Source organism: Streptomyces sp. NPDC002580 (assembly GCF_042889485.1).
Lineage (GTDB): Bacteria > Actinomycetota > Actinomycetes > Streptomycetales > Streptomycetaceae > Streptomyces.
Window position 1 is genome coordinate 1 of sequence record NZ_JBIAQZ010000032.1, and the last position, 2704, is coordinate 2704.

The following is a 2704-nucleotide window of genomic DNA, read 5'->3' on the forward strand; positions in this document are numbered from 1 at the left end:
GGGCATCAGCTCGACGTGGGTGAACCCGAGGTCGGCGACGTAGGCCGGGAGCTGGTCGGCGAGCTGGCGATACGTCAGGCCAGGTCGCCAGGAGGACAGATGGACCTCGTACACCGAGAACGGCGCCTCGTGCAGCGGACGTCGCTCGGCCCGCTCCTTCATCCAGGCGCCGTCCGTCCAGGTGTGGGACGACCGGGTCACGATCGAGGCGGTCGCCGGAGGCACCTCGGTGCGGCGGGCCATCGGGTCCGCGCGCAGCGTGCGGGAGCCGTCGGGGCGGGTGATGTCGAACTTGTAGAGGGTGCCCTCACCCATGCCGGGCACGAACACCTCCCACACGCCGGACGATCCGAGCGAGCGCATCGGATAGCCGCCGGCGCCGTCCCAGTGGCAGAAGTCGCCGCAGACCCGCACCCCTTGAGCATTCGGGGCCCACACGGTGAAGCGCGTTCCGGCGATACCCTCGTGGGTCATCGGCTCCGCGCCGAGCGCCGTCCACAGCTCCTCGTGCCGGCCCTCGCCGATGAGGTGCAGGTCGAACTCGCCGAGTGACGGAAGGAACCGGTACGGATCCTCGGTCTCGGTCTCGGTGCCGTCGTACGTGACCAGCAGCGTGTACGCGGGAATCGCGTCGAGCGGCAGAACGGCCGCGAAGAATCCGTCACCCAGGTCGTCCAGCGCGACGCGCCGCCCGTCGACCCGCACCGCCACACCCTGGGCGTACGGCCGCAGCGCCCGGAACACGACGCCGCCCTGCACGGGATGAGCCCCCAGCAGCGCGTGCGGATCGTGATGGGCGCCGGCCAGGAGACGCCCCCGGTCCGTGGGGTCCAGCGCTGCGTGCTGTGCCGAGGGGGCGGCGGCGGGCTTGGCCCGTCGTACGCGGGTGGATGCGGATCGGACTGTCACGGCTCGGGCCTCTCGAAGCGGGGGAGTTGAGGGTGCGGGTGGTCGGTGGGTCAGGAGTGGTCGGCGAGTCGGCCGACCGCCGCCATGGGCACGGGCAGCCAGTCGGGACGGTGCCGTGCCTCGTAGAGCACCTCGTACACGGCGCGGTCCGTCTCGTACGCGCGCAGCAGGGCGGGTTCCTCCCGCGGGTCCCACGCCGCCTCGGCGGCGTAGCCCGCGCAGAACGCCTCGCGGCAGCGCCGCGCCCACTCGGGACGCCAGGGCTGACGGGAGCGGGCCGCGTAGTCGAAGGAGCGCAGCATGCCGGCGACATCGCGCACGGGGGACTGGACACGCCGGCGTTCGCTGATCGGGCGGGCCGGTTCACCCTCGAAGTCGATCACCGACCACCGCCGGCCGGCCCGCAGGACCTGGCCGAGGTGGAGGTCGCCGTGAATGCGCTGGGCCGGGCGGACCGTCGCGTCCAGCGCGGCGAGCGCGTCGAACGCCGACCGCAACCCGGCCGCGTGGGGACGGAGTTCGGGAACGGAGCGGACCGCGGCGTCGAGACGCTCGTGCATGGCGTCCGCGAGCCGCTTGTTCCGGTACGGACTCGGCTCGTCCACCGGGAACGCCGTGGCCAGGGCCAGATGCACCTCGGCGACGGCCCGGCCCAGTTCGTGCGCCTCGCCGGTGAAGTCCGCCTTGGAGCCGAGGGATTCGAGTGCCAGCGTCCAGCCGTCGGAGGCGTCCCGGAGGTACGGCTGGAGCACGCCGAGCGTCGCTTCCTGCGGCTCCGAGGTCCGGAACCACGCGGCGGGCGGGGGGACGCGGTCGCAGCCCTGCCGGGCCAGCGCGAACGGCACTTCGAGGTCGGGATTGAGGCCGGGCTGGACGCGCCGGAAGACCTTCAGTATGAACGCGTCGCCGTACACCAGCGAGGAGTTGGACTGCTCGGCGTCGAGGAGCCGGGCCGGCAGTCCGCTCGGAACCGTCACGCGCGGGTCGCGTTCGAAGCGCAGCGGGCCCGCCGTGCCCGACCGGCGCAGGCGCTCCAGGAGCAGCCCCGCCGCCTTCGGGTCGTGAAAGGCGTCGTACACGGTCAGGTCGGCCAGCGGGCCGGCGCTCGCCCGGCCGATGAAGGCGTGGGCGAGCCGTGGCGGCAGCACCTCGCGCACACCGAGGAGCAGTTGGTAGCAGTCCTCGGCCGGGGGAGCGCCGGATCCGCCGTGGGCGGACGGGCCGAGGTGTTCGGTGCGGACGAGCAGGTGCAGGCACCCCGGGTACAGCTCGGTCGACGAGACGAGCGTCAGGTCCGTCACGGGCCTGTCCTTGCCCGCGAACCAGCGCTGGCGCGGCAGCCATTCCCGCAGCAGCTCGGCCAGCGAGGTCAGCAGCGGAGCGGGACCGAGGCCGCTCGGACGGTGCAGGGCGGTCTCCGCCATGGCGACACGTCCTTTCAGAGGCGGGCGGGCTGTCGGGGGGCAGGCGTTCACGATCGCCTCGTGGTGCCGGGCCCGACCGCGGGGCGCAACCTGAACCAGTAGAAGCCGTGACCGGCGAGGGTCAGCAGGTACGGCAGTTCACCGATGGCCGGGAATCGCACGCCGCCGATCAGCTCGACCGGGTGTCTGCCGTCGTAGGCGCGCAGGTCGAGTTCGGTGGGCTGGGCGAACCGGGAGAAATTGTGCACGCACAGAACGAGGTCGTCCTGGTACTCCCGCAGGAAGGCGAGGACGGCGGGGTTGGTGGAGGGGAGTTCGGTGTAGGTGCCGAGTCCGAAGGCGGTGTTCTGTTTGCGGATCTCGATCATGCG

At 72.5% G+C, this 2704-nt stretch carries 2 protein-coding genes and 1 pseudogene; all 3 read right to left on the reverse strand.

Annotation, left to right across the window (positions count from 1 at the left end; genetic code table 11):
- Positions 1-909 (reverse strand): annotated as a pseudogene (locus ACFYW7_RS38840) (1,4-alpha-glucan branching enzyme); the annotation flags it as partial.
- Positions 910-959: 50 nt separating this feature from the next.
- On the reverse strand, positions 960-2333 hold the full coding sequence (locus ACFYW7_RS38845) for a maltokinase (protein WP_389511417.1): 1374 nt from the start codon (positions 2331-2333) through the stop codon (positions 960-962).
- A 47-nt stretch (positions 2334-2380) separates the two neighbouring features.
- Positions 2381-2704 (reverse strand): alpha-glucosidase C-terminal domain-containing protein (locus ACFYW7_RS38850; RefSeq protein ID WP_389511419.1); only part of this gene is annotated, 324 nt, incomplete at its 5' end.